The 23468-nt window shown below is 63.4% G+C and carries 23 protein-coding genes, 1 other RNA gene and 3 pseudogenes; 17 read left to right on the plus strand and 10 right to left on the minus strand.

Going from position 1 to position 23468, the window contains the following annotated elements; translation table 11 throughout:
* The first annotated feature begins 39 nt into the window (after positions 1-39).
* Positions 40-4064: pseudogene (locus AC0V7N_RS19875) on the plus strand (AsmA family protein).
* A gap of 60 nt (positions 4065-4124) precedes the next feature.
* On the opposite strand, the gene AC0V7N_RS19880 reads toward AC0V7N_RS19875, so the two are convergent.
* The 6 genes from AC0V7N_RS19880 to AC0V7N_RS19905 all read right to left on the minus strand — a co-directional run bounded on the left by AC0V7N_RS19880 (position 4125) and on the right by AC0V7N_RS19905 (position 7315).
* Positions 4125-5012, minus strand: coding sequence for a sigma-70 family RNA polymerase sigma factor (locus tag AC0V7N_RS19880; protein WP_475450154.1), 888 nt, complete (start codon positions 5010-5012; stop codon positions 4125-4127).
* 33 nt (positions 5013-5045) lie between these two features.
* Complete coding sequence (locus AC0V7N_RS19885) at positions 5046-5351, minus strand: hypothetical protein (RefSeq protein WP_475450155.1); 306 nt, start codon at positions 5349-5351, stop codon at positions 5046-5048.
* Between the two features lie 124 nt (positions 5352-5475).
* Positions 5476-5700 (minus strand): ribbon-helix-helix domain-containing protein, encoded by a 225-nt coding sequence (locus AC0V7N_RS19890; protein ID WP_496627205.1) that lies wholly within the window; start codon positions 5698-5700, stop codon positions 5476-5478.
* Between the two features lie 10 nt (positions 5701-5710).
* Positions 5711-5905: a DUF4169 family protein gene (locus AC0V7N_RS19895; RefSeq protein WP_475450156.1), complete on the minus strand. Its 195-nt coding sequence runs from the start codon at positions 5903-5905 to the stop codon at positions 5711-5713.
* Positions 5906-5921: 16 nt separating this feature from the next.
* Positions 5922-6458, minus strand: a complete 537-nt coding sequence (locus AC0V7N_RS19900; RefSeq protein ID WP_475450157.1) for an SspB family protein — start codon at positions 6456-6458, stop codon at positions 5922-5924.
* 167 nt (positions 6459-6625) lie between these two features.
* A complete protein-coding gene (locus tag AC0V7N_RS19905) occupies positions 6626-7315 on the minus strand; it encodes a TetR/AcrR family transcriptional regulator (RefSeq protein ID WP_475450158.1) in 690 nt (229 codons plus the stop codon).
* Positions 7316-7505: 190 nt separating this feature from the next.
* Here AC0V7N_RS19905 and AC0V7N_RS19910 point away from each other — a divergent pair, with 190 nt between their 5' ends.
* The 4 genes from AC0V7N_RS19910 (at position 7506) to AC0V7N_RS19925 (ending at position 10517) form a co-directional block, all read left to right on the plus strand.
* Positions 7506-8711 (plus strand): multidrug effflux MFS transporter, encoded by a 1206-nt coding sequence (locus tag AC0V7N_RS19910; RefSeq protein ID WP_475450159.1) that lies wholly within the window; start codon positions 7506-7508, stop codon positions 8709-8711.
* Positions 8712-8876: 165 nt separating this feature from the next.
* Entirely contained in the window at positions 8877-9203 is a 327-nt protein-coding gene (locus tag AC0V7N_RS19915; protein WP_475450160.1) for a PadR family transcriptional regulator, read from the plus strand.
* Complete coding sequence (locus AC0V7N_RS19920; RefSeq protein ID WP_475450161.1) at positions 9200-9799, plus strand: DUF1700 domain-containing protein; 600 nt, start codon at positions 9200-9202, stop codon at positions 9797-9799. The genes AC0V7N_RS19915 and AC0V7N_RS19920 overlap by 4 nt, the downstream gene beginning before the upstream one ends.
* Positions 9800-9809: 10 nt before the next feature.
* Positions 9810-10517: a GIN domain-containing protein gene (locus AC0V7N_RS19925; RefSeq protein WP_475450162.1), complete on the plus strand. Its 708-nt coding sequence runs from the start codon at positions 9810-9812 to the stop codon at positions 10515-10517.
* A 99-nt stretch (positions 10518-10616) separates the two neighbouring features.
* Here AC0V7N_RS19925 and AC0V7N_RS19930 read toward each other — a convergent pair whose 3' ends face one another.
* A complete protein-coding gene (locus AC0V7N_RS19930; RefSeq protein WP_496627206.1) occupies positions 10617-11168 on the minus strand; it encodes an AAA family ATPase in 552 nt (183 codons plus the stop codon).
* Between the two features lie 111 nt (positions 11169-11279).
* Positions 11280-11639: a transfer-messenger RNA gene (gene ssrA, locus AC0V7N_RS19935) on the minus strand.
* Positions 11640-11807: 168 nt separating this feature from the next.
* Here ssrA and AC0V7N_RS19940 point away from each other — a divergent pair.
* Positions 11808-12119 (plus strand): DUF2853 family protein, encoded by a 312-nt coding sequence (locus AC0V7N_RS19940; RefSeq protein ID WP_475450164.1) that lies wholly within the window; start codon positions 11808-11810, stop codon positions 12117-12119.
* A 179-nt stretch (positions 12120-12298) separates the two neighbouring features.
* Positions 12299-13093, plus strand: coding sequence for a thymidylate synthase (locus tag AC0V7N_RS19945; RefSeq protein ID WP_475460405.1), 795 nt, complete (start codon positions 12299-12301; stop codon positions 13091-13093).
* 152 nt (positions 13094-13245) lie between these two features.
* Here AC0V7N_RS19945 and AC0V7N_RS19950 read toward each other — a convergent pair whose 3' ends face one another.
* Positions 13246-13452 carry a TOBE domain-containing protein gene (locus AC0V7N_RS19950; RefSeq protein WP_184873391.1) on the minus strand — a complete coding sequence of 69 codons (207 nt, stop codon included), beginning with the start codon at positions 13450-13452 and terminating at the stop codon, positions 13246-13248.
* A 176-nt stretch (positions 13453-13628) separates the two neighbouring features.
* Here AC0V7N_RS19950 and modA point away from each other — a divergent pair, with 176 nt between their 5' ends.
* The 4 genes and pseudogenes from modA to AC0V7N_RS19970 all read left to right on the plus strand — a co-directional run bounded on the left by modA (position 13629) and on the right by AC0V7N_RS19970 (position 16680).
* A complete protein-coding gene (gene modA / locus AC0V7N_RS19955) occupies positions 13629-14423 on the plus strand; it encodes a molybdate ABC transporter substrate-binding protein (RefSeq protein ID WP_475450165.1) in 795 nt (264 codons plus the stop codon).
* A gap of 20 nt (positions 14424-14443) precedes the next feature.
* Positions 14444-15147: pseudogene (gene modB, locus AC0V7N_RS19960) on the plus strand (molybdate ABC transporter permease subunit).
* Positions 15144-16256: a molybdenum ABC transporter ATP-binding protein gene (gene modC / locus AC0V7N_RS19965; RefSeq protein ID WP_475450167.1), complete on the plus strand. Its 1113-nt coding sequence runs from the start codon at positions 15144-15146 to the stop codon at positions 16254-16256. Before modB ends, modC begins: the two are co-directional and overlap by 4 nt.
* Positions 16257-16338: 82 nt before the next feature.
* Positions 16339-16680, plus strand: a complete 342-nt coding sequence (locus AC0V7N_RS19970) for a winged helix-turn-helix domain-containing protein (protein WP_095202221.1) — start codon at positions 16339-16341, stop codon at positions 16678-16680.
* A gap of 217 nt (positions 16681-16897) precedes the next feature.
* On the opposite strand, the gene cobF is transcribed toward AC0V7N_RS19970, so the two are convergent.
* A complete protein-coding gene (cobF, locus tag AC0V7N_RS19975) occupies positions 16898-17662 on the minus strand; it encodes a precorrin-6A synthase (deacetylating) (RefSeq protein ID WP_475450168.1) in 765 nt (254 codons plus the stop codon).
* A gap of 130 nt (positions 17663-17792) precedes the next feature.
* Here cobF and AC0V7N_RS19980 point away from each other — a divergent pair, with 130 nt between their 5' ends.
* The 6 genes and pseudogenes from AC0V7N_RS19980 (at position 17793) to AC0V7N_RS20005 (ending at position 23448) form a co-directional block, all read left to right on the plus strand.
* A complete protein-coding gene (locus tag AC0V7N_RS19980; protein ID WP_475450169.1) occupies positions 17793-18812 on the plus strand; it encodes a DUF4424 domain-containing protein in 1020 nt (339 codons plus the stop codon).
* Positions 18812-19330 carry a dihydrofolate reductase gene (locus tag AC0V7N_RS19985; protein ID WP_475450170.1) on the plus strand — a complete coding sequence of 173 codons (519 nt, stop codon included), beginning with the start codon at positions 18812-18814 and terminating at the stop codon, positions 19328-19330. The genes AC0V7N_RS19980 and AC0V7N_RS19985 overlap by 1 nt, the downstream gene beginning before the upstream one ends.
* Positions 19331-19500: 170 nt before the next feature.
* A complete protein-coding gene (gene hflK / locus AC0V7N_RS19990) occupies positions 19501-20619 on the plus strand; it encodes an FtsH protease activity modulator HflK (RefSeq protein ID WP_475450171.1) in 1119 nt (372 codons plus the stop codon).
* The gene (hflC, locus tag AC0V7N_RS19995) at positions 20619-21590 is read left to right on the plus strand and encodes a protease modulator HflC (RefSeq protein ID WP_475450172.1); all 972 of its coding nucleotides are present in this window, start codon (positions 20619-20621) and stop codon (positions 21588-21590) included. Before hflK ends, hflC begins: the two co-directional genes overlap by 1 nt.
* A 3-nt stretch (positions 21591-21593) precedes the next feature.
* Positions 21594-21782: a DUF2065 domain-containing protein gene (locus AC0V7N_RS20000; protein ID WP_140889426.1), complete on the plus strand. Its 189-nt coding sequence runs from the start codon at positions 21594-21596 to the stop codon at positions 21780-21782.
* A gap of 150 nt (positions 21783-21932) precedes the next feature.
* Positions 21933-23448, plus strand: a pseudogene (locus AC0V7N_RS20005) (DegQ family serine endoprotease).
* The last annotated feature ends 20 nt before the right edge of the window (positions 23449-23468 follow it).

The following is a 23468-nucleotide window of genomic DNA, read 5'->3' on the forward strand; positions in this document are numbered from 1 at the left end:
GTAGAGTGCGGCAGATTTCAATCAACCTGTTCGGAGCTGATGCTCGCACGCCTGTTCGTGATCTTTGGTGGCCTGTTTGTGCTGGTGCTGTGTGCGGCGCTGGTGGTGCCGTATTTTGTCGACTGGACCGGTTACCGCGCCGAATTCGAGCGCGAGGCGAGCGCCATCCTCGGTCGCAAGGTGACGGTGCAGGGCGATGCCACGGCAAGGCTGCTGCCGTTCCCTTCCGTGACCTTTTCCAACGTTGCCGTCGCCGGTGGCCCCAACGGCCAGCCGGCCATGACCGTCGAGACGTTTTCGATGGATGCCGAACTGGCGCCCTTCCTGCGCGGTGAAGTGCTGATCTTCGACATGCGGCTGGTGCGGCCGAAGGCGACGATCGACATTGCCAATGACGGAACCGTCGACTGGGCGATGCGGCCATCCTCGCCCTTCGACCTCAACCAGATATCGATCGAGAAGCTGACGGTGACGGAAGGGCAGGTCGAACTGCGCCACGCCGCCGGCGGACGCAGCCATATCTTTTCCGAGATCAACTCGACCATTTCGGCCAAGTCCCTGGCCGGCCCCTGGCGCATGGACGGCACGCTGCGGCTGGACGGGTTGCGCACCACGGTCGCGGCGTCGACCGGCAAGGCCGAAGGCAACGGCCAGATGCGGCTTCGGCTGAAGGCCGATCCCGATGCCTATCCACTGGTCATCGAGACCGACGGCAATGCCGGCATCGTCAACGGTGCCGCCATCTATTCCGGCCAGTTCAAGATCTCGAGCGCTGACAAGAATGGCGCCGACAAGAACAGCGCCGAGCTGCGCGGCACCGATGGCGAGACGGTGAAGGTCAGCGCCGGCAAACCCGATCCGGGCTTCCGCCTCAACGGCAAGTTCTCGCTCGACCACCAGAAGCTTGGCGTCGATGAATTCCGTTCGAGACCGGCCCGCTCGACAATCCCTACACCGCCGACGGCAAGGCCTCTGTCGATCTCGGGCTGAAGCCGAACTTCGCCATCGAAGCCAATGGCGCGCAGGTGCAGCTGGACGAGGCGGTGGGTGCGCCGGCCGGCGCGGGCCTGACACTGGATCAGCGTATTGCGGGGCTGGAGCAGGCGTTGCTCGATCTGCCGAAGCCGACCATTCCCGGCACTGTCGAGGTCAAGCTGCCGGCGGTGGTGGCCGGTGACACCACGGTGCGCGACGTGCATCTTTCCGCCGAGCCGGTCGATGGTGGCTGGAAGATAAAGTCGCTTGCCGCGACACTGCCGGGCCGCACCACGCTGGAAGCCGATGGCATGCTGGTGCTCAACGTGCAGAGCCATTTCGGCTTTACCGGCTCGTTGCTGTTGGCCGTGGCGCAACCTTCGGGTTTTGCAGCGTGGCTGTCCAGGGATGTCGATGAGGCGATCCGCCGTCTGCCCGCCGCCGGCTTCAAAGCCAAGGTCGACCTTTCGGAAAACCACCAGGCCTTCAGTGATCTCGAATTGATCCTGGGCAAGGCGAAGTTTTCCGGCCGTATCGATTCCAGCCAGCCCGACGACGCGAAGCCTTCGGTGCTGATGCGGCTCGAGGGTGGTGAACTCGATGTCGACGGGCTGGCGGCCTTCGCCTCGATCTTCGTCAGCGACAAGGGCGCCAACCGTTTTGCCAACAGCGACCTCGATTTCCAGATCAAGGCCGGGCCTGTCAGCGCCGGCGGGCTCACCGCCGATACGATCGACACTGCGCTGAGGTTGCGCGACGGCTTGCTCGAAGTCGACCGGCTCTCGGTTGGTGGGCTGGCCGGCGCCTCGATCAGCGCCACGGGCCGGATCAAGGATTTTCCCGCGAGCCCGACCGGCAAGCTCGATGCATCAATTGTCGCTGTCGACCTGAAGCCGCTGATCGACGTTGCCGCACAGCATTATCCAGACAATGGCGTGCTGAAAGGGCTGGCGAGCCGAGCAGCGGCTTATCCCGACCTGTTCCAGGACGCACGCGTCGACCTTGTGGCGAGCGCCGCCGACAATGGCGACGGCACGACAGGCCTGGCGGTGAGCGGGCAAGGCAAGGCCGGCGGCTCGGCCTTTTCCGCCTCGCTGTCGGGGAAGGGAGCGCCGGACAGGCTTCTCGACGCGCCGGTGACACTGACCTTCAACGCCAAAAACCCCGATGCCACGGCGCTGCTCGCGCTTTACGGCCTGCCGGCGCTGCCGCTCGGCATGCTGGGCGAGGCAACGACTGATATTTCGGCCAAGGGTACGTTTGGCGGTGGCCTGACGACGAGTTTCAGCCTCGCCGGCAATGACTTCAAGGCCGGCTTCGAAGGTACGATCGCCGATACGCCGCAAGGCGCCACCGCCAAGGGCAAGATCAACCTCGATGCCGCCGATATCGAACCCTGGCTGATGACATCAGGCATCGGCCTGCCGGGCATGGGGGCGGGCATGTCGACCTCGCTCTCGGCACAAGGCGATTATGGCAACGGGCTGCTGGTGCTGGACAATGTCAGTGGCGCCATCAACGAGGCGGCCGTGTCCGGTGACGTCAACATGGATGCCAAGGACGGCGCGCCGCACCTGGCCGGCGCGCTGGCACTCGACGAACTCGACCTCGATCCAATGGCGGTGGCGCTGTTTGGCGATTCGGCTTTCCTTGCCGACAAAAATGGGGCCGACAAAAATGCGGCTAACAAGAGCGCGAACGACAAGAGCGCGAGCGACAAGGGTGGCGCCTGGCCGTCAGCACCGTTCAGCCAGAAATCCAGCCTGCCGTTTACCGCTGACCTCGACCTGACGACGGCGGCACTGGCCGCCGGCCCGTTCGCCACCGCCTATGATGCTTCCTTTGCGTTGAAGCTCGACCAGGAGGGTATCCGCGTTTCGGATCTCAAGGCAAAATTCCTCGGTGGCGCATTGACCGGCCTGTTCGAGTTGAAGAACAATGACGGCACCGGGCTTTTCACCGGCCAGATGAAACTGGCGGGTGCCGATCTGGCAAACGTGTTGCCGGATGCCGGCATTGGCGGCATCAGCGATTTCTCGACGACGCTGTCGACCAGCGGCAAGTCGGTCGATGCGATGATCGCCGCACTATCGGGTTCCGGCACGGCGGCGCTCAGGGGTTTGCAGGTCGCCGGCGTCAACCCCGATGCGTTCAGCACTTTGCTGGCCAAGGCGGATGCGATCGGGCGCGACATCGATGCGGCCAAGACCGCGGGCTTCGCGCCTGCCATCGCCGCCGATGGCAGCTTTGCCGCCGGGGATGCCGACATCGCTTTCACCATTGCCGGCGGCACGCTCAGGGCGCCGCCGATCAGCCTCGAAAACCCGGCGGCGACCTTGTCCGCCGATATCACCGCCGATCTCAACGCCAGTACGGTTTCCGCCAAGGGCGCCATCACCTATCGGCCCGGCGACGAGGCGCTGATCGGCTCTGAGCCGGCCGTCAATTTCACCGCCGAAGGGCCATTTGGTACCGTGAAGCGTCAGTTCGACAGCGAGCCTTTGGCGCAGTTCCTGACCCAGCGCGCGCTGGAAAAGGAACAGCAGCGCGTCGAGGCGATGCAGGCGGCATTGCTGGAGAAGCAGCGGCTGCGGCGTGAGGTGCGCTATTACGCAGCGCTGCAGGATGCACGCGACAAGGCCGCCGAAGAATTGCGCCAGCAGGAGGAGGCGGCGCGGCTGAAAGCCGAGGCGGACGCCAAGGCGAAAGCCGATGCGGATGCCCAGGCAAAGGCCGAAGCCGACGCCAAAGCTCAGGCCGACGCGGACGCTAAAGCCAAGGCGGATGCCGAGGCCAAAGCCAAGGCTGATGCCGACGCGAAGGCCAAGGCTGATGCTGATGCAAAGGCGGCGGCCGAGCAGCAGGCCGCCGACGAGGCCGCCAAGGCGCAGGCCGATGAAGAACAGCGGCAGAAGGCCGAGGAGGCGAAGCATATCGCTTCGCAGGAAAAAGCGCGACTAGAGGCTGAACGCAAGGCCGCAGAGTCGAAGGTCGAGCGCGCGCCGCTGCCGGAAGCCAGCGACAATCCGCCGGCCAAGCCAAAGGCCAATCCGTTCACGATCGATAATCTGTTGAAGTCGCTGCAGTAGCAGTAGGGCAGTAGGGCAGTAGGGCAGTAGGGCAGTAGGGCTTTTCGCCCCCAGTTCGTTTCAAAGAACAAGCAGCTCGGCGCCGTCGGCGGCGTAACGGGCGTGACGAAAATCGCGGATGGCGGCGAGCCTGCCGTCCTGCCAGGCCAGCAGGATGAAATAGGTCGGCCGCGCCGTCGGGTCGTTGGGGTCACTGACGAGGATTGCCGGCCTGTTTTCAACGAAGCCAGGCATAAGACGCCAATCCTGCACCCGGGAATAGTTGCCGAAGTAGGTGCCGACTTCCTTGCGGCCGTTGAGCCGCGCCCTGGCCACCAGTTCCAGCCGGACTTCTTGCGCCAGCATGTCGCGCACCGCCTCGAAATCACGGGCATTGAAGCGATCGATGTAGGCATTGAGCAGCAGACGCTCGGCGGCGCCCAATCTCGGGAGAGGGCGGTCATCGGGTTCGTCGGCAAACTGGCGCAGCCGGTCGCGGCCACGGTGCAGCGCGGCCTTGACCGCGGGGATGCTGGTGTCGAGCGTGGCGCTGATCTCCTGCAGCGAGTAGCCCAAAACATCCATCAGGATGACGCTGCTTCGCTGCGTAACGGGAAGACGCATGAAGGTGTGCAACCCGGCAGAAGCGGCCTGGCGGTCGACGGTGGGATTCACCGGGTCGACGATCATGTCCGGATCCTCATCGGCAGCGGTCTTTTCGCGAGCGCGGCGGCGCAGGAAGTCGAGTGCCGTATTGTGCGCGATGCGAAACAGCCAGCCTTCCGGATTGGCGATCGGGCCGGCGTTGGGCAAGGCCTCGACCGCCTTGGCCAGCGCCTCCTGCAGCACGTCCTCGCCATCGATGACCGAGCCCGTCATGCGGGCACAGTAGCGGTGCAGCTTGGGGCGCAGTTCCCCAAACAGGCGCTCGAAGAGCCCATGCTGCTCGCCAGGAATGGGAATGTTCATGCGCCTCCCGTTCTGCAACCTTGTCTTTCTCGATTACTCATCAAGCACCCGGTAGCTGCCCACCACGGCCATCTCGCCGCGTTGCGGAGGTTCGCTGCAGCGATCCCTGAAGCCGTCTTGAAATGCCTGGAATGCCGCCAGCCCGGTGAGGATGTCGGAGTGCGCATCGGTCTCCGTCTCGACCAGATGGACGAATGTCCCGTCGCCGGCGCGCAAGGTCATATAGCGAACGCCGTCCGGCGATTTGTCGCGCAATTCCTGGAAAACGGCCTTGATCAACCGCTCGTTCTCATCGGCCCGTTCCGGCTTCATCTTGTAGCGTATCAGGTGCCGTTTCATCTCTGGTCTTCCTTTTGATTGCCCTTGCGTCCTTCGACGCGTTCACTCCCTAGACGTTGCGGAAAGGCCAAAGGATTCGGGCCAGCAGAAATAAGTCGGACGTCCGTTTCCGGAGTGGTGGGGATCAAACGCCCGCGCCGCGCTTCGCCCACTCCAACACATGCAACCGCAGGGCCGAGGACAGGTTGGTGTCGCGGGGCCGCGTCTCGTCGACTTCGGCCACGAGGGCGGCGAGCGTCAGCTTTCTCGCTGCCGCGATGGCGACGAGATCGTCGTAGAAGGGTTTTTCGAGGGAATAGCTGGTGCGATGGCCGCGAATGGTCACCGAGCGCTTCTCGACGGCGCTCACGGCCGGAGACTCACTGCTCGTCCTTGCCGGACGGGTCGAGGCGATGGCCGGCGACAAATGTCTCGGCCTTGTCGGCGATCAGCCGGTCGCGATGCTTTTCCGCCTTGGAACGGCCGTGCAGGGCCCGGTTCTGTTCAGCGACACGCAGTTTCTCGTCCCGCGCCTTCTGCTTGCGAGCCTGGCGGAGGTTGACGATTTCGGCCATGGCGCGGACCGTGGTTTTATTTCTTGCGGAAGGCGTCGAGCGAAACCACTTCGGCGCCCTTGGTGCCGGCCTCGGCCGCGGCGGGCTTTTTCTCCGCTTCGACGGCGGCCTTCTTCTCGGCCTTCGGCTTCTTTTCGGAGACGATGGTCAGTGGCTCGGGCGCCGGCTGGGCCGGTTCCTCCTCAGGCTGCGCGTCGGTCTTGACGTCGAACTCGAGTTCGAAATTGACCGAGGGATCATAGAAGCCGCGTACGGCCGAGAACGGGATTTCGAGTTTCTCCGGCACGTCGGAGAAGGACAGGCCAACCTCGAAGCCGGTGTCGGTCACCTTGAGGTCCCAGTACTGGAACTGGATGACGATGGTCATCTGCTCGGGATAGCGCTCGCGCAGGCGCGACGACACGCGCACACCGGGCGCGCCGGTCAGGAAGGTGACGAAGAAATGGTGGTTTCCGGGGAGGCCGGTGCGTGCGACCTCGGCCAGGACCTTGCGCATGACGCCGCGCAACGCCTCCTGGGCCAGAATGTCGTAGCGGATGTGGTCGTCGGCCATGTGGTGGTCGGGTTCCGTTGAATCGTCCGCATAGCTGTAATCAAGCTTGAGCGCGGCGTAAACCTGATATAGCCCACCGCCGCGTCGAAGCGAGGACTATTGCCAACGATTTGATCGGCAAGGCGGCCTGTTTGATCGGGAAGGCAGATTGGCGGCAAGCGCAAATGTTATGCGTTAGCCAGCGCAGTGTGTTTTTTGGCGCTGCTCGGGGCAGGGCGCTTGCCGAAAGCGCGCAGGAAGGTGCGCACGCCATTCGTCGCCGATTGCACCACCTCGTCCTCGCGCGGCGTGCCGCCGAGCATGAAGGTGGTCTGCAGTTCGGCATTGACCAGGCCGAGGAACTGGCGCGCCGCGACGTCGGGGTCGTCGATGGCGAGGTAGCCGCCATAGGCGAGGCGGGCGAAGCGGGCGGCGATTGCCGGCCATGTCCTGCCCGGACCTTGTTCGCGCCACTCGGCGAACAATTCAGGATAGCGCTCGCCTTCGGTCTGGATCAGCTTGCGCAGGAATTTTCCGTCGCGGTTGCAGATGCAGTTCTGGTTTAGCCGCACGGCAAAGCCGATCAGGTCCGCTTCGAGGTCGCCGGGCTGGTCGGGGAAAGTGGCGATGGTGGCGAAAATGCCGGCATTGCAGCGCTCGGTAAGGTCGCGCACCACGGCCATGAAGAGCTTTTCCTTGTCGCCATGATGGTTGTAGACGGTCTGGCGCGAGACGCCGGCCTCCGCGGCGATCAGGTCGATATTGGCGCCGGCGAAGCCTTCGCGGCAGAACACACCGGCGGCGGTGTCGACGATCGACAGGCGCTTGGCCTCATGGCCGCGTGGCGGGAAAATGTCAGGAGAAACGCTCGCTCTCATGAAAATCTATATAGAGGTGATTGACGATTTAGACAAGAGTGTCTAAATTTGTGGACATAAGACAAAGAGATTTCGCGCCGGGGAGACGAATAGAATTCGTTCCTGGAGTGTCGGAAGCTCACGGGATGCAACGTCCTAGGGTTAGACGTCGCCTGGCGGCGGCAACCAGATTTCGAAAGAAGCCAATATCATGAGTCCCAAATTCCTCCGCATCGCGGTCGTGCTCGGCCTGTTGTCCGCCATCGGCCCGTTCGCGATCGACATGTACCTTCCCGCACTGCCGTCGATCGGCGCGGATCTGCACGCCGGCACGGCCGCCGTGCAGATGAGCCTGCTGATCTTCTTCCTGTCGATGGGTTTCGGCCAGATCGTCGTCGGGCCGATCTCCGACATGGTCGGCCGCAAGCTGCCGCTCTATGGCGGGCTTGCGCTGTTCATGGTCGGCGGCATCGGTTCGGCGATGGCGCCGACCATCGAGTGGCTGATCGCTTTCCGCTTCCTGCAGGGGCTTGGCGCCAGTGCCGGCATGGCCGTGCCGCGCGCCATCGTGCGTGACCTGCACACCGGTAATGAGGCGGCCAAGCTGATGTCCTTGCTGATGCTGGTGTTTTCGGTGTCGCCGATCCTGGCGCCGCTGACCGGCAGCCAGATCATCGAGAATTTCGGCTGGCGCGCCGTGTTCTGGACGGTGACCGGTGCGGCAGCGCTCGCCACCATCCTGCTCGCGACCTCGCTCAAGGAGACGCGGCCGGCGGAAGAGCGTGTCGGTTCCTCCTTCGGCACCGCGCTTGCTGGTTACCGCTTGCTGATGGGTGATCGCAATTTCCTTGGCCTGGTGGCGATCGCCGGCTTCGGCATTGCGAGCTTCTTCGTTTACCTGTCGAGCTCGTCCTTCATCCTGATCGACCATTACGGGCTGTCGCCTTCGGTCTACAGCGTGTTCTTCTCGATCAATGCGGTGGCCTTCATCGGCATGTCGCAGCTGACGGGACTGCTGGCCGAGCGTTTTGGGCTGCGGCGCGTGGTGCGCGTCGCGGTGACCGGCTATGCGTCGACGATGGTGGTGCTGTTGGCGATCATGGCGACGGGCGTCGACCGGCTCGACGTGATGGCGGCGTTGCTGTTCGTCGGCTACGGCTTCCTCGGCCTGGTCATCCCGACCACCTCGGTGCTGGCCATGGAAGAGCATGGCGAGATCGCCGGCACGGCGTCGGCGCTGATGGGCACGCTGCACTTCGCCATCGGCGCGCTCGCCATGGGCGTCGCCGGCGTGTTCTTCGACGGCACGCCGTTGCCGATGGTCGCCGGCATCACGCTCTGCGCGGTGGTTTCCTTCACGCTGGCAAAGGTTACGCTCGGCCGTTCGCGCGAAGCCGTCGAAGCGCCGGCCGAGTAGGCGCCGCTTGCAAGCCCATGAAAAGGCCGGGTTTTCCCGGCCTTTTTTATTGCCTGAAATGCTTCGGCCGTCACCTCGCCCATCACATGGGTATCACGTTTAAGTGGGTATCTTGCATAAACAGGTACCTTCCAATAGAGTGTACTGGACTTGCCGGGAACGAGCATGACCGATCCAAATGACGTCCAGCTGAAAAAAGGGGCGCTCGAACTGTGTGTGCTTGCCTTGCTCGCCCGGCGGGAAAGCTACGCCTACGAGATCGCCAGCACGCTCGCCGAACGTGTCGGCATGGGGGAAGGGACGATCTATCCGCTGATGCGGCGCATGCAGAGCGATGGGCTTGTCGCGACATGGCTCGTCGAATCGACGAGCGGCCCGTCCCGCAAATATTACCGGCTCACCGCGGCCGGCAAAACCGCCTACGAAGCGCGCAGCCGAGAATGGCGAAGCTTTGTCGATGCCGTCGACCTTTTCCTGGGAGAGATGGAATGAACCGCGATGCTTTCTTGGTTTCCCTGCGCAACAGCCTGGCCGGAATGCCCGCGGGTGAAATCGACGAAATTGTCGCCGACTACGGCGCCCATTTCGACGAGGCGCGGGCTTCGGGACGCAGCGAAGAGGATGTCGCCAAGGCACTCGGCGATCCGGCGCGGTTGGGACGGGAGCTGCGCGCGGAGGCAGGAATCCGCCGCTGGGAGCATGATCGCGGTCCGGCCGGTGTTGCTGCCGCGCTGCTCGCGCTCACCGGGCTCGCCGCCTTCGACATCCTGCTGCTGCTGCCGGTTCTCATCGTCTTCTGCTTCGTCGCGCTCGGTCTCGGCGTTGCGGTCCTGGCGCTTGGCGTCACCAGCGTCGGGCTGCTGTTGAGCGTTGTGCCGTTCTGGCATTTCGCATCGTGGGCCACGGCGTTCGCGCGCCTGCTGGCCGCTGTCGGCCTTGCCGCCGCCAGCATCGGATTGGGCTCGCTGCTGCTGCTTGGCCTCAATATCGGGGTCAAGCTGCTGGGGACTATGCGCGCCTGCATTACCGCCTGGTCAAACCACACCAGCCCTGAATCAACCCCGTGGCGCGCCGCCACGCAGAAATAACAGGTGCAACATGAACAAGACGCTTGCCTGGACCGCCGTGCTGTCGCTCGCCGTGGCCGTGATTTGTCTGTCGCTGGCGAGTTCGATCGCCGGGAACGATTGGAGAGGTGCCCGGTGGTGGAATTTTGCCTCCAGCTGCCGCAGTTCCGGTGACGGGACCAAGCCCGGATCGGTAACGCTGGCCTGGGAACCGGTCTCCAGCGAGTTTCAGATTGCCCTGCCGGCAACGGTGACCTATCGGCCCGGCACGCCTTCCCAGGCTCTCGTCAGCGGCGATCCCGAGGCGGTTTCGCATGTTCGCCTGTCCGGCAATGTGCTGGCCTTCGATGACGATTTCGATTGTGATGGCCTGCCGGTCAGCGTCCAGCTTACCGGTCCAGCAGTTCCCAGTTGGCGGTTGAGCGGCAGCGGCAAGCTCGAGCTTTCCGCTCTCGCCCAGGAGGCGCTTGACCTGCGCATCAGCGGCAGTGGCGATGTGCGCGCCAGCGGCAGCGTGCAGGATCTCTCCTTGCGCATCTCCGGCTCGGGTTCTGGCGATTTTGCCAAGCTTACGGCCAAGACCGCCAGCGTCCAGATCAGCGGCAGCGGCAATGCCGATATCGCGCCGCAGGACCAGGCCGACATCCGCGTGTCGGGCAGCGGCAACGTGCAAGTCCACGGCAACCCGAAGATCAATTCCCATGTCAGCGGCAGCGGCAGGGTCGAGACGGTGCCTTGAGCAGATGCAAAGTCACAGGCAGCGTCTGGCCACGAAGCCGCTGAGACGGTGGTACAGTAGGCAATCGCCACCGATGGAAGGGCCGGACTATCCGGCCTTTCACGCCAATCCTGCCTCGGCCAGTACGAAGCGCAGCCGTGTCTCGACCGGCGCCAGGGGCAACCGAACCAGCTCGTAGCCCAGCTCCGTGTAGACGCCGGCCAGCGCGTGATAAGTGCGCTCAGCCTCGGCGAGCGTCTGCTTGCGTTCTTCATCCTGCGCGAAAATGTCAGGCCAGGGCGGAGCGATGAACACGCGCGGATTGTAGCGGAAGCGATCGGCAGCGGCTTTGGCGTGCTCCGCCACGGGCAGGCCGCTCAGCCTGAGATAGCCAAGCGTGTCCGGCACGCCGCGATCGAAGAAGACCGGTCCTTTCTGTTCGATCGCGTTCTGATACGAGCGCATCTCCCAGGACAGCATCAGTTCGGCGAACAATGCACGATCCTCCCAGGGCAGGGCGGATCCGCCAATGGCGCCCTGGTCGCGGATGATGCCGCGTCCGGCTTCGACCGAAGTGGCAAAGCCCGCCAGGCGCAAGGCCTCGATCAGGGTGGTCTTGCCGGAGCCCGGCCCGCCGGTCAGCACGAAGAATCGATCGAAATCGTTTTGCATTTTTGCCTTGGAGAAAGAGACACGCGACGCGGCTGCTTCGCGGCCCACGGGCCGTGCGAAGGACGGCAAAAGCCTGCCGTTGCGCATGATGCAGATTGAAGGAGGGGGAGAAGTGGAGGTTTCTGTTGCCAGGTACCTCCGAACCCCGCCTAGAAGTGCGAACCCCTAGGACTTGATTTGAAGCTATCGCACTGCATTAAGCAGCGAGACGTGCTTCCGCATAGTTGTCGTTTGCAACTACAGGTTTAGCCCGATGACGGTGGTACCATGCCGGGCAAAAGTACGATCTTTACACCTTCGTCGATCCTATTTCGCCCCCAGCAAAAACCGCTCTGTCGTCAAAGCGGCTTTTGGTGGAGGCGCCGGGTACCGCCCCCGGGTCCGAACGGCTTATTACATCGCCCATTTATCGCCATAGTCGGTCGAGCCGACGAAACGAATATAGGGGGCTGGCGTGAGAAATGAAAGGCCGCAATGGTGCTTTGTCCCTGTGTCAAATTGCGACGCCGAGGGTTGACTTGGGCGCGGTCTCAACTCAAGCTTTGCCAGCGGTGAGGAGTTACCGACCTAGCGCACAGATTGCGAAGCGCGCCACAGCCCTCATCGATCGGATCCGTGGCGCCGACGAGGGGAATTTTGATGGCCGACTATCTTGCAGACGTGAAGAAATACGACGCGGGCGCCAGCGCCGACGTGGTTGAAAAGATCGTCAAGCATCTGGGCATTGCGCTCAGAAACCGCGATTCCTCGCTGGTGTCCTGCACCGACCCGAAGGAGCTCCAGCGCGTCAAGGAGAGCTGGGTGGCCAAGAAGCTCGGCGTCAGCGACGGGGCGAAAGCCGATGCGGCGATCGAGAAGACCTGCAAGGCGATGCACGCGGACAACACCAAGGGCCGGGTGACCTTCTATTACCTGGTGGCCAAGGATCTGGGCAAACTCGGCTCCCTCTGAGCCCTCTGATAATTTCTCCTCTGGCGGCCGATCGGTGCGGTTTTCTGCGCTTACGGCTTGCCGGAGCGAGTTCTGAAGAGAGGCCCGTTCCCTATCCGTGTGGGGAAGACTTCAGACAGGCGTGGCGTCAGCGCGTACATGCGCTATGATTGGTGAAATCTCGAATCGAGCCGAAACCGATGCGCCAGTATCTCGACCTCTTGCAGCATGTGCTCGACCACGGCGCCGATCGCGGCGACCGCACCGGCACCGGCACGCGCTCCGTCTTCGGCTACCAGATGCGTTTCGATCTGGCGCGCGGCTTTCCGGTCACCACCACCAAGAAGCTGCATCTGAAGTCGATCATCCATGAACTCCTGTGGTTCCTGGCCGGCGACACCAACATCAGATATCTCACCGACCACGGCGTCACGATCTGGGACGAATGGGCCGACGAGAATGGCGACCTTGGCCCGGTCTATGGCAAGCAATGGCGCTCCTGGCCGGATGGGCATGGCGGCTCGATCGACCAGATCGCGGGCCTTCTCAAGGAGATACGCCGCAATCCTCAATCGCGGCGACTGATCGTTTCAGCCTGGAACCCGGCCGAGGTCGAAGCCATGGCGCTGCCGCCTTGCCACTGCCTGTTCCAGTTCTACGTGTCCGAGGGCCGGCTGTCCTGCCAACTCTACCAGCGTTCGGCCGACATCTTCCTCGGCGTGCCGTTCAACATCGCGTCCTATGCGCTGCTGACGTTGATGGTGGCGCAGGTGACCGGGCTGAAGCCGGGCGATTTCGTCCACACGCTGGGCGACGCGCATCTCTATTCAAACCATTTCGAGCAGGCGCGCGAACAACTGCGACGCACGCCAAGGGCGCTGCCGACGATGTGGATCAATCCGGAGGTGAAGGACCTGTTTGCCTTCCGCTTCGAGGATTTCCGGCTGGAAAACTACGTCGCGGATGCGAGCATCAAGGCGCCGATCGCCGTCTAAGGTATGTCGATATTCAGGTGATACCGGCCTGCAAACGACGGCTTCCTGCGCTTCCGGTGCTCACGGACCCGAATGTCCGCTCCGCTCCGGTTCTCGCAAGCCATCGTTCTCGGCCTGACCTGAATCTCAGCATACCTTAAGCTCGGCCCCGGTCAGTCGATGCCGACCATCACATCGGATGCCTTGACCACGGCATAAGCCTGCTTGCCCTTTTCAAGCTTGAGATCAGCGACCGCCTCGTTGGTGATCGAGGCGGTGACGACGGCGCCGCCAATGTCGATCCTGACATGCGAGGTGGTGGCTCCCTTGACGATTTCTGTGATCGTGCCTTTCAGGATGTTGCGGGCGCTGATCTTCATCGGATTTCCTTTCAAGATTTGTTCTGTGCACGTCTTTAGCAGAACAGCCGCGCTGTGCCACTCACATGACCAGATAGAGTGTTTCAAGCGGTGGTGGGCCTTCCCTTGTTATGTTCGTGCGGATATATCGGTTTGCAGGCTTTGGGCCGCACGGATTTCAAATCAGGGAGAGTTTCATGATGGGCAAAGGTTTTGGATTGAAGGCAATCGCCATCGGCGGACTGGCGGCGCTGCTGATGGCCGCCGTGCCGGCAGCTCATGCCGACGACAAGCTGACCGTATTTGCCGCCGCCAGCCTCAAGGACGCGCTCGATGCGGTGAACAAGGCCTGCGAGGCCGATGTCGGCGAGGCCGCAACCGTCTCCTATGCGGCAAGCTCGGCACTGGCCAAGCAGATCGAGGGCGGAGCGCCGGCCGACGTCTTCATTTCGGCCGACCTCGACTGGATGAAATATCTCTCCGACAAGAAGCTGACCAAGCCCGACACCGAGGTAAAGCTGCTCGGCAACGAGATCGTGCTGGTGGCGCCGAAGGATTCGACGGTTGAAACCAAGATCGAAAAGGGTTTTGACCTCGCCAAGCTGGTCGGTGACGGCAAGCTCGCCATGGGCGACTTCAAGGCGGTGCCGGCCGGCAAGTACGGCAAGGCGGCACTGGAATCGCTCGGCGTCTGGTCCTCGGTCGAGGGCAAGGTGGCGCAGGCGGAAAACGTCCGCGCGGCGCTCAAGCTGGTTTCAACAGGCGAGGCCGCTCTCGGCATCGTCTATGCCACCGACGCGCATGCCGACAAGGGCGTGAAGGTGGTCGGCACCTTCCCGGAGGATTCGCATCCGCCGATCATCTATCCGGTTGCCCAGACCGCCGATTCGAAGGACAAGGATACGACTGCTTTCCTGAAATGCCTGCAGTCCGCCAAGGCCGGCGCGCTCTTCAAGGACCAGGGTTTTACCGTGCTCACGCCGAGCAACTGAAAAGGGCCTGACATCACAATATGACCTGGCTGCTGGACCTCACTCCCGACGAATGGAATGCGGTCCGGCTGTCCATCAAGGTGGCGACGGTGGCGATGCTTTTCAGCCTGCCACCCGGCATCTTGATCGCGCTGCTGCTTGCCCGCGGACAATTCTGGGCAAGACGCTGCTCAACGGCGTGGTTCACCTGCCGCTGATCCTGCCGCCTGTGGTGACCGGCTATCTCCTGCTTTTGACCTTCGGCAAGCGCGGCCCGGCCGGCGCCTTCTTGGCCGAGCATTTCGGCATCGTCTTCTCGTTCCGCTGGACGGGTGCGGCACTTGCCTGCGGCGTCATGGGTTTTCCCCTGATGGTGCGGGCGATCCGGCTGTCGATCGAGGCGGTCGACCGCAAGATGGAGGCGGCGGCGGGCACGCTCGGCGCCAATCCTCTGTGGGTGTTCGCCACCATCACGCTGCCGCTGATCCTGCCCGGGCTGATCGCCGGCGCCATCCTGGCCTTCGCCAAGGCGATGGGCGAGTTCGGCGCGACGATCACCTTCGTCTCCAACATTCCGGGCGAGACGCAAACGCTGCCCTCGGCGATCTACAGCTTTACGCAGGTGCCAGGCGGCGATGAAGGGGCGCTGCGGCTGACGCTGATCTCGATCGTCATCTCGATGGGCGCACTGGTCGCGTCGGAAGTGCTGGCGCGGCGCGTCGGACGGCGGATGGACATCGAATGAGCGTCCTCGTCGACATCAGCCACCGGCTCGGCGATTTCGCCATCGAGGCGCGCTTCGAGAGTGCAGGGCGGCTCACGGCGCTGTTCGGGCCATCCGGTTCCGGCAAGACGACGCTCATCAACATGATCGCCGGGCTGATCCGGCCCGACAAGGGCCGCATCGCGGTCGACGGCCGGGTGCTGGTCGATACCGATGCCGGCATTTTCGTGCCGAAGCACAAGCGCCGCATCGGCATGGTGTTCCAGGACGCGCGCCTGTTTCCACATATGAGCGTGGCCAGCAATCTGCGCTATGGCCGCTGGTTCACGCCGATGGCGGAGCGTTACGCGGAGATGGATGCGGTTGTCGAACTGCTCGGCATTGGGCCGCTGCTGAACAGGCGCCCGGCAAAGCTGTCGGGCGGCGAAAAGCAGCGCGTCGCGATCGGCCGGGCGCTGCTGGCAAGCCCGAAACTGCTGCTCATGGACGAGCCGCTGGCCTCGCTCGACGAGGCGCGCAAGGCCGAAATCCTGCCCTATATCGAACGGCTGCGCGACGAGACGAAGATCCCGATCGTCTATGTCAGCCATTCGGTTGCCGAGGTGGCTCGGCTGGCGAGCGACGTGGTGATGCTGGCGCAAGGCAAGATCGTTGCCAGCGGACCGACCGAGGCGGTGATGCAAAGGCTTGACCTGTTGCCGGCGGAAGAGCGCGGCGAGGGCGGGGCGGTTCTGGACACGAAAGTGCTGCGTCACGACGAGGTGTTCGGCATGACCGTGCTGGACTCTGCCGCCGGCGAGATCCGCGTGCCACGGCTTGCGATGAAGACCGGGGCTCCCGTGCGTATCCGCATCCGCGCTCGCGACGTGATGATCGCCACGGAGAAGCCGGCAGGCCTCAGCGCGCTCAACATCCTGCCCGGTACGATCGTCGCGATCAGCCCGGGCGAGGGGCCGGCGGTAGAGATCGGCATCGACTGCAATGGCGCAACCGTACTGGCCCGCATCACCGAACAGTCGCGGCATGCGCTGAAGTTGCGGCTCGGCGGCAAGGTTTTCGCGGTGGTCAAGACAGTGAGCTTCGACCAGGCGAATACCGGCGCCGGTTTGCCCATTGAGGCGGATGGATGAAGGTCGCTATGTCTTTTTGGAATAGCGGTTTTGCCGAAGAGCTTCTAGGATGGAGATCGGACGTGACCGCGGAGGAGCAAAGATGCCATCGCTGAGCTTGCGGATAAATCTCGATCCGGACGGGCGGATCGGTCCGGGCAAGATCGAACTTCTGGAGCACATCGCCACCTTCGGCTCGATCTCTGCCGCCGCGCGCGGCATGGAGATGTCCTACAAGCATGCCTGGGACCTGGTCGAGGACATGAACCGGGTGTTCGGCAAGCCGCTGGTCGCTGCGCAGACCGGAGGCCGCAAGGGCGGCGGCGCGCAGCTGACGGCCATCGGCCTGGCGGTGGTCAGCCGTTTCCGCGCCATCGAGCGCGCGGCCACCGCAGCGGCGGCGACGCATATGGATGCGCTGCAGGCGGAAATTGATGCCGGATAGGTAGGGCAGTAGGGCAGTAGGGCAGTAGGGCAGTAGGGCAGTAGGGCAGTAGGGCAGTAGGGCAGTAGGGCAGTAGGGCAGTAGGGCAGTAGGGCAGTAGGGCAGTAGGGCAGTAGGGCAGTGGCAGTAGGGCAGTAGGGCAGTCATTCGTGGCTGTCTTCCAGCACAAAACATTCCTTCACCTACTGCCCTACTGCCGTACTCCCTTATTGCCTTCCTATTCGCCGGGCTTGCGCAGCAGATAGGTGTCCATGATCCAGCCCTTCTTTCGGCGGGCTTCCTCGCGGACCTTTTCGATCTCGGCGCCGACATCGCCGAGGCGGCCCGAGACAAGAATCTCGTCCGGTGTGCCGAGATAGGCGCCCCAATGGATGGTGACATCCTGGTCGGCGAGCGTGTTGAAGGCGCATTTGCCGTCCAGCATGACGACGGTGCTGCCGGCATTATTGGCCAGGCCCTCTTCGGTCAGCCTGCGGCCGGTGGTGACCAGGATGGAATCGCCGATGCGGTTCAGCGCCATTTTATGGCTGGCGGCAAGCGCCTGGATGGCGGTTATGCCGGGGATGACCTCCAGCTCGAAGGCGACATTGTCTCGCAGGCGCACGCGCTCAAGAATACGCAGCGCGCTGTCATAGAGCGAAGGATCGCCCCAGATCAGGAAAGCGCCGCAGCCATCTTCCGCAATCTCGTCGCGGATCAGGCTCTCGTAGATGGCGGCGATGGCTTCGTGCCAGTCGTCGACGGTCGAACGGTAGGACGGCGCCGGCTCGGCGCGCACCGGCACATCGAATTCGACGCGGCGCGATCTCGGGTTGGTGACGAAGCGGTCGCAGATCTCGCGCCGCAATTCGGCAAGGTCGTTCTTCCTGGCGCCCTTGTCGGGGATGAACAGCACGTCGGCACGGTTCAGGCCTGATATGGCCTGAACCGTCATGTGGTCGGGATTGCCGGCGCCGATGCCGATGACGAGAAGCTTGCGCATGGGGCGAACTCCTGCCCGATCGGAACCTGTTAGTCCAGACCGTCCGGACGGTCCCGTGAGACGGAAGGGCTTTGAAACGCCACATTGAAACAGCTAGGGTCATCCGGGCATTCCAGCCGAGGGGGCTTCGATGTTGCGATATGTTCTGACTGTGGCGTTGGCGCTTTCGGCCGCGCCGGCAATGGCCAATGATTCGACTGCCGAACTCGGCACCGGTGGCCTCATTCTGTCGCGTAACGACGCGGTCGCGATGCAAAGCGAGGATCTCTTCATCTCGCCCGAGAAAGTTACGGTCGACTACGTCTTCCACAACAACACCGACAAGGATGTCAGCGCGATCGTCGCCTTCCCGATGCCCGACATTTCAGGAGATCCGGAAGAAATGCCGGCGATCCCGGAAAACCAGAGCGACAATTTCCTCGGCTTCGAGGTGACGATCGACGGCGCGCCGGCAAAGCCTGAGCTCGAGCAGAAGGTGTTCGCGCTCGGCATCGACATCAGCGCCGACCTCAAGGCGCAGAATGTGCCGTTCAACCCGTTCGGCGATGCGGCCAAGGCTGCATTGGCGAAGCTGCCAAAGGCGGTGGCCGAAGACTGGGTCAACCGCGGCATCATCATCGAGGACCCGGAAGGCGACAGCGACCAAAGCGCCACACCGTCCTACGCGCCATGGTGGCAGTTGCGCTCGACCTATTGGTGGCGCTCGACCTTTCCGGCCAACAAAGACGTCCATGTTTCGCACCGCTACAAGCCGAGTGTCGGCGGCACGTCCTCGGTCAGCTTTTTCTACGACGGCAAGTTCCAGGGCCAGTATGCGGCTTACAAGACCCGCTACTGCATGGACGACACATTCGAGAACGCGGTGCGCAAGGCGGCAAAGGACAATCCGGACGGTTACCCGAAATATTACGAAAGCCGCATCGCCTATGTCCTAACCACCGGCGGCAACTGGGCGGCGGGCACCATCGGCAAGTTCAAGCTGACCATCGACAAGGGCAATCCCAAAGCGATGGTCTCGTTCTGCGGCGACAATGTCAAAAAGGTCGGGCCGACGAGTTTCGAGATGACCGCGAACGATTTTTATCCCGAGCATGATATCGACATCCTGCTGCTCGAACCGTCGGACAGCAATGGCGGGGACGCGAACTGATGCACGTCGCGATCTATGTCGCCATCGCCGAGAACGGTGTGATCGGGCGGGATGGCGGGTTGCCCTGGCGGCTCTCCACCGACCTCAAGCGTTTCAAGGCCGACACGATGGGCAAGCCCATCATCATGGGACGCAAGACCTACGAAGGCATTGGTCGCCCCCTGCCGGGCCGGCTGAACATCGTCGTCACCCGCGACAAGGCCTGGCGCGCCGAGGGCGTCGAGGTGGCGCACACGCTGGAGGCCGCGATTCAGCTGGCAACGGTGCGTGGACGCTGCATGGCCGGCGTGGACGAGGTCTGCGTCATCGGCGGCGGCGAGATCTATGCGCAGGCGCTGCCGCTGGCCGACCGGCTGCACGTTACCCATGTGCTGGCCGCCGTCGACGGCGATGCGCATTTCCCGCCGATCGACCCTCAGACATGGCGCCTGGTCAGTTCGCAGGAGGTGCCGGCCGGCGAAAAGGACAGCCACGCAACGCGCTATTCGGTTTATGAGCGCCGCCGCGAGATACATTGAAAGACAAAAAAGGTATTGAAAGACGACAAAGGGTCGCGACCGGCCCAAAACGGATGACGTCGGCGGGGCATCGCGTTGAAAGCGTGCTGCCACATCCCTATAGAAGAACTACACTGGATTTTTGCGCCGTAACACCGGCGCTTGAGGGAATTCCAAGCGAAAGGACATTCATGCCCTGGAACGACAAGAGCGGCGGTGGCGGCGGCCCATGGGGCGGCGGCGGCGGCAACAATCAGGGTCCCTGGGGGCAGGGACCAAAGGGACCGAGCGGGCCACAGGGCTCACCTCCCGATCTCGAGGACATCATTCGCCGCGGCCAGGATCGGCTGCGGCGCGCGCTGCCCGGCGGCGGCGGTGCCAGTCCAGCGGTATTCGGGCTTATCGCCGCGGTGCTGGTCGTTCTCTGGGCATTCCAGGCGGTCTATACGGTGCAGCCCGACGAGGTCGCGGTCGAACTCCGCTTCGGCAAGCCGAAGCCCGCACTTTCCCAGCCCGGCCTGCATTTCCATTGGTGGCCGCTTGAAACCGTCGAGACGGCCAAGATTTCCGAGCAGCTCGTCGACATTGGCGGCGGCAACACCAGCGGCAACGGCCTGATGCTGTCGGGTGACCAGAACATCGTCAACGTGCAGTTTTCGGTGGCCTACCAGGTCTCCGATCCCCGCGCCTATCTGTTCGACGTCTCCGACCCGGACGGCATGCTGCGGCAGGTCGCCGAAAGCGCCATGCGCGAAGCTGTCGGCCGCCGGCCGGCACAGGACATTTTTCGCGACGATCGCCAGGGTATAGCGGCCTCGGTGCGCGAGATCATCCAGACGACGCTTGACGGCTACAAGGCCGGCCTCAACATCAACGCCGTCTCCATCGAAGATGCGGCACCGCCACGCGAAGTGGCCGATGCGTTCGACGAGGTGCAGCGCGCCGAGCAGGACGAGGACAAGTTCGTCGAGCAGGCCAATCAGTATTCCAACCAGAAGCTCGGCCAGGCGCGCGGCCAAGCGGCACAGGTTCGCGAAGACGCGGCCGCCTACAAGAACCGTGTGGTGCAGGAAGCCGAAGGTGAGGCCCAGCGCTTCATCTCGGTCTATGACGAATACGCCAAGGCCCCTGATGTCACGCGCAAACGCCTTTATCTGGAAACCATGGAGAGAGTTCTGAAGGACTCGAGCAAGGTCATCGTCGAGCAGGGCAACGGACAAGGCGTCGTGCCTTATCTGCCGCTGCCGGCATTGCAGCCCAAACCGCCGGCCCCGGCCGCACCTGCCGCGAATACGGGAGGTACCCAGTGATGGCCAACCGTCTTCCCATCTTCGTCGTCATCGCCGCGGTCATCCTGTTCCTGATCTATTCCTCGGTCTTCGTGGTCAATGCCCGCCAGCAGGCGCTGGTGCTGCGCTTCGGCGAGATCGTCGACGTCAAGAGCGAGCCCGGCATCTACTTCAAGGCGCCGTTCTCGTTCTTCGACGCCGATACGGTGCAACTGATCGAGAACAGGGTGCTGCGCTTTGATCTCGACAACATCCGTGTCCAGGTGTCGGGCGGCAAGTTCTATGAGGTCGATGCCTTCATCGCCTATCGCATCTCGGATCCACGCGTCTTCCGTGCCGCGGTGTCCGGCCAGATCGAACTGGCCGAAGCGCGGCTGAGGACCCGTCTCGACGCGGCCTTGCGCCGCGTCTACGGTTTGCGCGACTTCGAGGCCGCACTCTCCGAAGAGCGCGCGGTGATGATGCGCGAAGTGCGCGATCAGCTCCGGCCCGATGCCACCTCGCTTGGCCTGCAGATCGAGGATGTCCGCATCCGCCGCACCGACCTCACGGCCGAGGTTTCACAGCAGACCTACGATCGCATGAAGGCCGAACGCCTGGCCGAGGCCGCTCGCCTGCGGGCACGCGGCAATGAGGCCGCACAGCGCATCACGGCACGCGCCGATCGCGAAGTGGTCGAGATCGTCGCCGAAGCGCAGAAGGAGTCCGAGATCCTGCGCGGCGAGGGCGAAGCTCAGCGCAGTGCCACCTTCGCCGGAGCCTACCAGCGTGACCCGGCCTTCTTCGATTTCTACCGGTCGATGAATGCCTATAGTACGGCGCTGGACAACACCGGGACGACCATGGTGCTGTCGCCGAATTCGGAGTTCTTCCGCTTCTTCCGCGATCCGGACGGCAAGGAAGGGCCGGCGAAGCCGACGCCGACGGCACCCGCCGCACCGGCGACGGCACCCACCGCGCCGGCGACACAACCCAGCACCGGCCAGCAATAGCCGGTGCAGGACTTCTTCGCGGCGATAGGCCTGGTCCTCGTGATCGAGGGCCTGGTCTATGGCGGCTTTCCCAGTTTCGCGAGGAAACTCGCGGGCGAGGTGCTGTCGATGCCGGAGAATGCATTGCGGATCGCGGGGCTGGTCGCGATTGCCATCGGTGTCGGCATCGTCTGGCTGGTCCGCGGCGGATGAGAGCCACCGGTTTTCGTCTTCGGCATAACGGAGGATTTATCCTCTGCCGGTAGTCGTAGCCGCAAACGTGCCGTATTTTTTGCCAACATGGTGCAACACGGTGTTTTCGCCGTTGCGCTTTCTCTTTCAGAAAGACCGGGAGGCTTCTCGATGACATCCACACTCCTTTTGCGCGCGGCACGGCGGACGTTCATCGCTGGCACGGCAGCGCTTCTTGTCGGTACTGTCGCCGTCCCGTCCTTCGTGACGCCGACCTTCGCGGCAGACGGACCTGCTTCGGTGGCCGACCTGGCGCAAGGCGTGCTCGGCGCTGTGGTCAACATCTCGACCTCGCAGACGGTGAAGGGCACGGAAGGGCCGGGCGCGGTGCCGATGCCGCAGCTTCCCGAAGGCTCGCCGTTCCAGGACTTCTTCGACGACTTCTTCAAGAACCGCGGCGGCGGCAAGGACAATGGCGCGCAGAAGGTGCAGTCGCTGGGCTCCGGCTTCGTCATCGACGCCGAGCAAGGCATCGTCGTCACCAACAACCACGTGATTGCGGACGCCGACGACATCGAGGTCAATTTCTCCGATGGCATCACCTTGAAGGCGACGCTGGTCGGCACCGATACCAAGACCGATGTCGCGGTGCTCAAGGTCGATCCGAAGGGCCACAAGCTGACCGCCGTGAAATTCGGCGATTCCACCAAGATGCGTGTCGGCGACTGGGTGATGGCGGTCGGCAATCCGTTCGGCCTCGGCGGCACGGTCACGGTCGGCATCGTTTCGGCCCGCAACCGCGACATCAATTCCGGTCCCTATGACGATTTCATCCAGACCGACGCCGCGATCAACCGCGGCAATTCGGGGCGGCCCGCTGTTCAACAGCGCCGGCGAGGTCATCGGCATCAACACCGCGATCATTTCGCCGTCCGGCGGCTCGATCGGCATCGGCTTCTCCATCCCCTCGCAGCTTGCTTCGGGCGTCGTCGACCAGTTGCGCCAGTTTGGCGAGACGCGGCGCGGCTGGCTCGGCGTGCGCATACAGCCGGTAACGGACGACATCGCCGAAAGCCTCGGCATGGCGACCGCCAAGGGTGCGCTGGTCGCGGGCGTCATCAAGGGCGGCCCCGTCGACAACGGCACCATCCAGGCGGGCGACGTCATCATCAAGTTCGACGGCAAGGACATCCATGAAATGCGCGACCTGCCGCGCGTCGTCGCCGAAAGCCCGGTTGGCAAGGCCGTCGACGTGCTGATCGTGCGCAAGGGCGTCGAGCAGACGGTGAAGGTGACGCTCGGCCGGCTCGAGGATGGCGAAAAGCTCGCCAGCGGCGAGAACGGCAACACCGACCAGGACAAGGGCAACAAGGCTCCGGCCGTTTCGACCGCTTCGGTGCTTGGCATGACCGTCGGCGAGCTCAATGACGAGACGCGCAAGAAGTTCAGCATCGCCGCCGATGTCTCCGGCGTCGTCATCACCGATGTGGCCAAGGACTCGGCCGCCGCCGAGCGCGGCATCCAGCCCGGCGAAGTGATCACCGAGATCGCCCAGGAATCGGTCGCCACGCCCAAGGACGTCATGGACCGGATCGGCGCGCTGAAGGAGCAGGGCCGCAAGAACGCGCTCTTGATGCTGGCGTCGAAGACCGGTGAGTTGCGCTTCGTGACGATCCGGATGGACTGAGGCCGGAAACCTACTGATAT

It is taken from the genome of Mesorhizobium kamtschaticum (genome assembly GCF_056174585.1).

Coding starts and splice junctions, on each gene's coding strand:
- AC0V7N_RS19950 (WP_184873391.1), bottom strand. CDS start 13,452: ATGAAGATCAGCGCCCGCAACATCCTGAAAGGCACGATCACAGAAATC.
- modC (WP_475450167.1), top strand. CDS start 15,144: ATGAGCGTCCTCGTCGACATCAGCCACCGGCTCGGCGATTTCGCCATC.
- AC0V7N_RS19910 (WP_475450159.1), top strand. CDS start 7,506: ATGAGTCCCAAATTCCTCCGCATCGCGGTCGTGCTCGGCCTGTTGTCC.
- AC0V7N_RS19880 (WP_475450154.1), bottom strand. CDS start 5,012: ATGAACATTCCCATTCCTGGCGAGCAGCATGGGCTCTTCGAGCGCCTG.
- AC0V7N_RS19885 (WP_475450155.1), bottom strand. CDS start 5,351: ATGAAACGGCACCTGATACGCTACAAGATGAAGCCGGAACGGGCCGAT.
- AC0V7N_RS19920 (WP_475450161.1), top strand. CDS start 9,200: ATGAACCGCGATGCTTTCTTGGTTTCCCTGCGCAACAGCCTGGCCGGA.
- AC0V7N_RS19970 (WP_095202221.1), top strand. CDS start 16,339: ATGCCATCGCTGAGCTTGCGGATAAATCTCGATCCGGACGGGCGGATC.
- AC0V7N_RS19930 (WP_496627206.1), bottom strand. CDS start 11,168: ATGCAAAACGATTTCGATCGATTCTTCGTGCTGACCGGCGGGCCGGGC.
- AC0V7N_RS19915 (WP_475450160.1), top strand. CDS start 8,877: ATGACCGATCCAAATGACGTCCAGCTGAAAAAAGGGGCGCTCGAACTG.
- AC0V7N_RS19980 (WP_475450169.1), top strand. CDS start 17,793: ATGTTGCGATATGTTCTGACTGTGGCGTTGGCGCTTTCGGCCGCGCCG.
- hflK (WP_475450171.1), top strand. CDS start 19,501: ATGCCCTGGAACGACAAGAGCGGCGGTGGCGGCGGCCCATGGGGCGGC.
- AC0V7N_RS19945 (WP_475460405.1), top strand. CDS start 12,299: ATGCGCCAGTATCTCGACCTCTTGCAGCATGTGCTCGACCACGGCGCC.
- AC0V7N_RS19900 (WP_475450157.1), bottom strand. CDS start 6,458: ATGGCCGACGACCACATCCGCTACGACATTCTGGCCCAGGAGGCGTTG.
- AC0V7N_RS19985 (WP_475450170.1), top strand. CDS start 18,812: ATGCACGTCGCGATCTATGTCGCCATCGCCGAGAACGGTGTGATCGGG.
- AC0V7N_RS19940 (WP_475450164.1), top strand. CDS start 11,808: ATGGCCGACTATCTTGCAGACGTGAAGAAATACGACGCGGGCGCCAGC.
- AC0V7N_RS19895 (WP_475450156.1), bottom strand. CDS start 5,905: ATGGCCGAAATCGTCAACCTCCGCCAGGCTCGCAAGCAGAAGGCGCGG.
- hflC (WP_475450172.1), top strand. CDS start 20,619: ATGGCCAACCGTCTTCCCATCTTCGTCGTCATCGCCGCGGTCATCCTG.
- AC0V7N_RS19905 (WP_475450158.1), bottom strand. CDS start 7,315: ATGAGAGCGAGCGTTTCTCCTGACATTTTCCCGCCACGCGGCCATGAG.
- AC0V7N_RS19925 (WP_475450162.1), top strand. CDS start 9,810: ATGAACAAGACGCTTGCCTGGACCGCCGTGCTGTCGCTCGCCGTGGCC.
- modA (WP_475450165.1), top strand. CDS start 13,629: ATGATGGGCAAAGGTTTTGGATTGAAGGCAATCGCCATCGGCGGACTG.
- cobF (WP_475450168.1), bottom strand. CDS start 17,662: ATGCGCAAGCTTCTCGTCATCGGCATCGGCGCCGGCAATCCCGACCAC.